This window comes from Gluconobacter sp. R75690, from assembly GCF_015244525.1.
Taxonomy (GTDB): domain Bacteria; phylum Pseudomonadota; class Alphaproteobacteria; order Acetobacterales; family Acetobacteraceae; genus Gluconobacter; species Gluconobacter potus.
Map to the genome: position 1 here is coordinate 1 of NZ_JABCQB010000027.1, position 6,987 is coordinate 6,987.

Below are 6,987 nucleotides of genomic sequence, written 5' to 3' on the forward strand. Positions count from 1 at the left end.
AGATGCGCCGCATCGCAACCCGTTACGACAAGACCGCCTTGTCATTCATGAGTTTCCTCAATATCGCCGCCGCAAGGCTCTGGATCAGCTCTTTTGTCAACGTGACTTAGGCAAAGTGCCCGGAAAGCAAGAGGAGCTTCGGACCTGGAAACTATCCAGCAATGAAAGCCAGCAAGAAAAGCTTTTCGTAGCTATGGCGGGCGACTTCATGGGCGCAGGACCGCGAAAGGGAAAAACCTTTGATTGGCCATATAACCATTTGGCAGATGGCCTCGGAGATGTGACGCCACGCAGCTTTCTCATCCTGATGCAAAATGCTACAGAACGATCCCAATCCCGAGATGCGGGCTCCCTCATTCTTCTGCCGCAAACGATCCGGGATGGGCTGCGTGCAGCCTCAAAAGTCCGCATCGAACAGCTCAACACGGAATACCCATGGATCAAGCGGGTTCTTCAACCGCTTGCGGGTCTACGGGTGCCAGCAGAGCCACAGGTCTTATTTCACGCTTGGGCAGAGAATGCCACAGTGGAAGCCGCCGTGAAAATCGCACGCAGAGAGCATGCCCTCCCGCCAGTGCTGATCGGTTCGTCTCGGAAATCTGATCTGTCGGATCAAGAGCCCGGCCTCGCTGATCGCTTAATCATGATGGGTGTCTTAACCAGCCGTCCGGACGGGCGTTACGACATGCCCGACCTCTTTCGTATTGGCGCAGCCCTTCTGAAGAAGGGAGGAGTGACTCCGAAAGCCTGAAATTGGAGATACCTGGCCCTCAGAAGCTGTAATGTAGTGCTGATTAACTACGCATGGTTCGCTTTTGGACCCGCCGCTATCTGTGCCGTCTTGCCTATCCTTGACGGTGCGCCGACTGTCCAACACCTTCGGCCTTGCGATCACCTGCCTCGCTGCCGAAGGTCCGTTTACTGCGCAAGCCGGCTGATAGCTTTGGATCGGTCATGTCCGTTATCGGGATGCTGATGGGAGCCTCTGTATGACCGAGATGAGGCGACAGCAGCCAACGTATCTTCAACCTGTTAACACAGGCGCACCCTGCTTGAACCAAGCGCGTTTTATTTTGTCGTCTTCCAGCTCGTATATGCCAATGACATCCAACGTACCGCGCCCTTCGGGAAAGTTCCGGGTCACGACTTCACGATCTATCACGAGTCCGCCGACACCCACTCGGCTGATCAATTTGGCAAACAGATCTGGCTCTTTAAAGCGTTCAACGTGCCGTGTTCTGATGGCCTCAGCACCCGAAGCAAGCAAAGTATCCGGCCAAGCATAAACCTCGGCATCTAGTGCCCAGCATGCCATAAAGGCTTTGATGTCACGTGCATTATAGGCATCCAACTGCCGACGAATAATTTCAGCTGCGCCGCATGACTGCGTATCAATTTCCAACGTTATCAGCCCCCTATTTGCAGACCGACCACCATCGAAGTCTGCTTTCGCGATGAAGTTAACAGACTTGGAATGACCGTAAAGAGGCGATAGCTGCGGCTACATTTCTGTGCCAAACTCGAAACACATGCCTCCCCTTCGCCTCGCCGTCGAATTTGCTGCCCTCTATCTCGGTGGCCCCCTTATCATACTCGAACTCCGACGCCCCGGCATCCTGTTCGGGCTCATCTGGGTGACGGCTATCGCGGCGTTTCTCGCGATCCGGGGCGAAAAGCCACAACCTCATGACGTACGTCGCGAACTGCGAGTCATCTTCCTGCGTTTCGCGATCCTCGCGCCGGTTATCGTGGCGCTGACGGCATGGTTCTGGCCCGAGACATTCCTCAGCCTGCCGCTTCAGAAACCGCGCTTCTGGCTGCTGATCATGGTGCTCTATCCCGTGCTGTCGGTATGGCCGCAGGAAGTGCTCTACCGCGCATTCCTGTTTGCCCGGTATCGCCCGCTGTTCCGCAGCGACAAAGGCATCATCATCGCAAGCGCCCTCGCTTTTGGCTTCGCCCATGTGATCTTCCTGAACTGGATCGCAATCGCCATGACGGCCATCGGCGGCCTACTCTTCGCCCTCGACTACGCACGACACCGGTCGCTGCGCCTGACTTGCCTAGAACACAGTCTCTATGGTTGCCTGATCTTCACCGTAGGCCTCGGCCGCTTCTTCTACACAGGCGCCGCCTGGCACCACTGAGAGCGCTAGCCGACCGGGCCGGAGCCGCGGTTCGCCCGTCTCGGCACCTGCAGACCAACGCCCCTGAATCTAGCCGGGCCGCCACGTCAGCGTTATGGAAGATGTCCAATTCCGGCGTCTTACGCGGGCAGTTCGGGGAGGGTCAGGGCGACGACCGACACCCTGGCGTCCCGCCGGTTAAACGGCGTCAGGATCGGCCGAAAATCAGTCTTTGCACGCCATGAGACACGTCTGCTTCGAGAAAAGATCGTGCCGCGCTCTGACGTCCGACAAAGGGCGACTGCCGCCCGTCTGTTTAGATTTGACAGGCAGGTAGACGAATTAAACTGATGAATCGGGGTATCGGCCTTCTGAGAAAAATAAAAGAAGGCCAACACCCAGAAATCAGAATTCATCTCGCAGCAGCGCCCAGCGTTCGTGGTCACGCCATTCCCCATTTATGCGAAGATAACGCGGTGAGAAGCCTTCATTACGGAAACCCAACCTTCGGACTAGCGCTATGGACTTCATATTCCCGGGCTGAATGTTTGCTTCTAAGCGGTGCAGCCCGACATCATTGAAAGCAGCCTGTATCGTCAGACGTACTGCTTCAGTCATCAAACCACGTCCAGCGAACCCTATCATTCCATAATAGCCCAGGTATGCATTCTGAAAGCCACGCATGAAAATCTGGCTGAGATGGGTGATGCCTACAATACCTCCAGTATCCAGATCTCGCGCAACAAAACCCATATTGGAACCGGACATCTGTTCATCGAACCAAGTATCAAAGCCTTCGCGTGCTATGAAGGGTTGAGACCAAGGATCATGATAAGAACGGCTCTCTATATTTGCTTTAACAAGATCAACAGCATCTTTTTGACTGACTTTGCTCAGCGATATTTTTCTCATAATCGGCTGTGCGTCCACTCACTGCTAGACACGAAAGATAACAGATCGATTGTTATCCTATTTATGAAAAATCCGCCTGTCCGTTTTCGGGCAAACAAGAACTACTCTCTATGTCTTAGATAGGGCGACAACCGACATTACAATGAAGGACGCGGGACGGAGATCGTCCCTACGTCGCAAAGCCAGACTGGCAACTCGCACCGACCTGGTTCATTGTTTATGTAATGAATCCGTTTCGTTCGCCCGACACCGACCTCCCCCTGTCGCATGCCCTCATCCTGAAGGCCGCGCTGCTGACGATCGGCTATATTGAGGAAAACGGCCCGATCGGCCTCACGCCCACCAAGGCGCTCAAGCGCTATTTTGTCGCGTGGGCCGCCGAGGCATTTGACTGGCCAGCCTATACGGTCGAAGACCTCTACGCCGTTAACAAAGTCCTCAATGAACACGATTTCCCGCCGCTGGTGATCCTGCATGAGGTTCTGCTCAGTGCGAAGCTCGCACGGCATTTCAAGGGAACCCTGCGGCTGACCGACCTGGCGAGAAAACTCAGATCGGAGCCTGCCCGGCTCTGGATGCTGTTAACGACCCATCTCCTCTTTGTCGTTGACCACAGTCCTTACACCCGAAGCGATGAGCCGCTGTTCGGCAACTGGGATATCTTTCTCAACGTCATCAATATCGAAGCCCAGGCTGCCGTCACCGAAGAGCGACTATGTTCGGTTCTCTACGGGGGTGAAGAGGAGGAGATCCGTCACCGGGATTTCAAGCTGACCGCCAGTCTGTACGTCCATGTCCTGCGTCCACTGTGCTGGGCAGGACTGCTCAACGAGCACCGAACCGGTACCGGCCTCAACAGGCGGGATTTCTATACCAAAACACCCTTATGGACAGCGGCCCTCAGGCTTGAAACGGATCGACACCTGCAGCCGGTGACCCGTCACTGACCACCGTCGACAGCCATTCCGGCGTGATGTCGTCGTTCCCATATAAAAGGCGCCTTCCGGAGACCGAAAGGCGCCAATACCAGTCAGCGGGCTGACATCACTCGGCCGCCACCGCGTCCGGGCTATCGGGCATATGAGCTACCCCTGCTCCCCCTTCACTTCGCTCCGCCACGTTCCTCGTCCGCAATGCCTCGGGCAGCCATCCGGAGCCCTCCAGCAGCCGCTCAGCCGCTTGCGCCATGTCACCCTTCTTCATATGGGCGATACGCTCTGCCGCCTCGGCTCCCCGCGCCTCGCGCACGGCTTCGAGGATGCGGGCCTTGGTGACGCGGCCGAGATAGTTCTCCACCGTTGGCTGCCAGCCTGCTTCGGCCAGATCGAGCGCGAGCGCAGTGGCGAGACGGCCTGCTCGCGCAAGCCGCTCCCTGACGCTGCGTGCCAGAGACGGACCATGAGACGATTCATGCAGCGCGTTGATCCCGAAAGACAGGCAATGCGCTAGCAGGGCCAGACGGCTGGTGTCGTCCAGCCGGTCGAGCCACAGCCAGAGTGCAGCCTCGTCTTCCGGCAAATCGTGCTTCCAGCCCTCGTTGCGCTGGCGCAGCGCGTGGGCCGGCAGGCTGCCGGGCATGTCGGGGGAATGGACCTGCAGCGGGATTTCCCGGACATAGGCTTCCAGGCAATCTGCGCCCGAAACCTGCCAGTACAGATCGCGTACCAGCGTGTGAAGCAGTTCGGTCAGCGCGACATGCGGATTGCTGGCAAACGCATCCCGCAGGGCCAGTGTGCGCCAGGCCGTCAGTTCCGTCAGCAGGCGATCGGAAAGCGGTTTCAGTCCGTCTTCCTCCTCGGGGTCGGTATCGGGTGCGCCTTCCCTCCCATCCCCTTCGGCATCATCGCCATCGCCGCGGTGGTCAATGGCGTCGTCATATCTGTCTGATTCGTCCTGATCGACTTCGAGTTCGACCGGCATATCTTCCGGCCGGACGAAACCCCGTGCGACCAGCAGCGTGCCGTCTGTATCCGGGCTGACGAAGACACCGGCCCGGACCATGTCCGCCGGATCGAAGGAAACAGGGCGTTCTTCCAGCGCCTCGATAGCCTGCTCGATTTCACCCAGCCGCGTATCGACGTCCTCCGGGAACTCATCGGCCTGCGCGTATTCCGCCTCAATGGTTTCCTGCTCGCTGTGCAGAGCGGTCAGACGGCCCGCTTCTTCATCGGAAAGTTCAACGGTCGTCCCGTCGATCTCCGCGAACTGCCGTGTGTGTCCCCAGGGGAAGGACAGAGCCGTTTCGACCCATTTCCAGCCTTCGGCTCGGATATCCTCGGCCGCTGCCGCCAGTTTTTCCATCACCAGCCGGTCGAGAAGAGTGGGATCGCCCAGCCAGCCGCCATCGTCGGCTTCGAACAGGTCACGCATGACGGGACCGCCAGCCGCAAGATAGGCGTCCAGCCCGACGAAGCTTACGCGGCGATCCGATGCGCGCACGGTTTTTTCCGTCAGCATGCGGCGGATCAGATAGGGCTCGCGGTTATGGCTCTGGGCAATAATCTCCCAGACCTGCTCCTGCCGCGCAGGATCGTCGCTGATCGAGAAGGCCATGAGCTGTTCCAGCTTCATGCCGTCCTGCTCGTAAATCTCGAGCAGTTTGTCGGACACGGTCATCAGGCGCAGGCGCTGTTTGACCACGGTGGGCACGACGAAGAACGCGGCGGCGATCTCGTCCTCGGACATGCCCTTCTCCAGCATGTCGCGAAAGGCACGAAACTGGTCCAGCGGATGCAGCGCCACGCGCTGCACGTTCTCGGCCAGGGAATCATCCTCGGCGAGAATGGCCGATCCGGCCTCGCGCACGACACAGGGCACCGGGGCCGTTTTCGCCAGTTTCTTCTGCTTTACCAGCAGTTCGAGCGCGCGGAAGCGACGACCGCCGGCTGGCACTTCATAGGTGCCGGTTTCTGCCCCCTCGCCGTTCAGAACGGGCCGGACGTTCAGGCTCTGGAGCAGCCCACGACGTTCGATATCGCGGGCCAGCTCCTCGATCGACAGGCCGGCCTTCACACGCCGCACGTTGGACTGCGACAGCACCAGCCTGTTGAAAGGGATATCACGGGACGCATTGAGGGCGATTTTCTGGATGGCGCTCGCCATGGCGGGACACTCCGTGACGGACCGGCGGAAGACTCTCTCCCCCCTCTTTATCCGTCACGAAATCACTCCCACCCTCTGACTTTTCATGAAAAACCCGAGGCCGATTAAGTCCTTAACCATCCTCTTGTCGGTCGTCCAGCCTGCGTTATCTGCTCCTCGAAACTGGACATGTGTACTCGCAGTATACATCGCAAAAGATGTGATGTTCAGATCTGTATCTGAATCAAAACACCAACATGAACCGCACCGTCAACAGAATATGCTAGGCCCCGTGTAATCCACAGAAAAAGCTACCGAATGTCTCAAACAAAAACGACGCCTCGCCATTCGGCGCTTCTGACTGAAGCCGGATCGCGACATCATGACACCTATTAATTACATCATGATATACACAAACGATGTTTCAAAACCTACTGGACGACGTATTTAGGGCAACCTTGTGCAGTCCAGCGATACGTCGTGATGTTCTCCCCACCCCTTTTGCCGGGAAGTGGCACACCTTCGGGCATTTAAATCCGCCAGACAGTTCTTGAACTCAGCCGTTCCCGGAGTATGCCCCATGCTCCGGCAACTTTGTTTGTCCTCACTGAGTCGACGATCTGTCGTCGTGCCACACGCAGAAAGCAAAGCGATCAAAGAGATACACGTCGTTATTTTAAACGAATTCCTCAAGTATGCGATCATAACGTTCCTCCACCATCATCAATGGTAAGCATATAGTAAAGCCTGAACACTCCTACGGCGTGTCGTCAGTTAAGACCTGAGAGCTTGAAGTGAGGGTTGTACGTTCTGTTGCTCTGTGCTGACTGTTTTTCCGGCTTTGGAGGAGAACAACAGATGCGGCGCT

General features: G+C 57.1%; 6 protein-coding genes. 3 read left to right on the top strand and 3 right to left on the bottom strand.

Translation table 11 applies throughout. From position 1 onward, the window contains the following. The coding region (locus HKD27_RS16010) for a hypothetical protein (protein ID WP_370544288.1) at window positions 1-751 on the top strand (751 nt) is incomplete at its 5' end. A gap of 273 nt (window positions 752-1,024) precedes the next feature. On the opposite strand, the gene HKD27_RS16015 is transcribed toward HKD27_RS16010, so the two are convergent. After that, complete coding sequence (locus HKD27_RS16015; RefSeq protein ID WP_194690197.1) at window positions 1,025-1,402, bottom strand: nuclear transport factor 2 family protein; 378 nt, start codon at window positions 1,400-1,402, stop codon at window positions 1,025-1,027. Between the two features lie 127 nt (window positions 1,403-1,529). Here HKD27_RS16015 and HKD27_RS16020 point away from each other — a divergent pair, with 127 nt between their 5' ends. Further along, window positions 1,530-2,147, top strand: a complete 618-nt coding sequence (locus tag HKD27_RS16020) for a CPBP family intramembrane glutamic endopeptidase (RefSeq protein ID WP_194690196.1) — start codon at window positions 1,530-1,532, stop codon at window positions 2,145-2,147. Between the two features lie 384 nt (window positions 2,148-2,531). On the opposite strand, the gene HKD27_RS16025 is transcribed toward HKD27_RS16020, so the two are convergent. Then, window positions 2,532-3,038, bottom strand: a complete 507-nt coding sequence (locus HKD27_RS16025; protein WP_194690198.1) for a GNAT family N-acetyltransferase — start codon at window positions 3,036-3,038, stop codon at window positions 2,532-2,534. 224 nt (window positions 3,039-3,262) lie between these two features. Between HKD27_RS16025 and HKD27_RS16030 the strand changes: the two genes are divergently transcribed. Then, the gene (locus tag HKD27_RS16030; RefSeq protein WP_029604276.1) at window positions 3,263-3,985 is read left to right on the top strand and encodes a hypothetical protein; all 723 of its coding nucleotides are present in this window, start codon (window positions 3,263-3,265) and stop codon (window positions 3,983-3,985) included. A gap of 97 nt (window positions 3,986-4,082) precedes the next feature. Here the strand turns inward: HKD27_RS16030 and HKD27_RS16035 are convergent, their stop codons facing one another. Next, on the bottom strand, window positions 4,083-6,140 hold the full coding sequence (locus tag HKD27_RS16035; protein WP_194690195.1) for a ParB/RepB/Spo0J family partition protein: 2,058 nt from the start codon (window positions 6,138-6,140) through the stop codon (window positions 4,083-4,085). Window positions 6,141-6,987 lie beyond the last annotated feature (847 nt).

Coding starts and splice junctions, on each gene's coding strand:
- HKD27_RS16030 (WP_029604276.1), top strand. CDS start 3,263: ATGAATCCGTTTCGTTCGCCCGACACCGACCTCCCCCTGTCGCATGCC.
- HKD27_RS16025 (WP_194690198.1), bottom strand. CDS start 3,038: ATGAGAAAAATATCGCTGAGCAAAGTCAGTCAAAAAGATGCTGTTGAT.
- HKD27_RS16035 (WP_194690195.1), bottom strand. CDS start 6,140: ATGGCGAGCGCCATCCAGAAAATCGCCCTCAATGCGTCCCGTGATATC.
- HKD27_RS16020 (WP_194690196.1), top strand. CDS start 1,530: ATGCCTCCCCTTCGCCTCGCCGTCGAATTTGCTGCCCTCTATCTCGGT.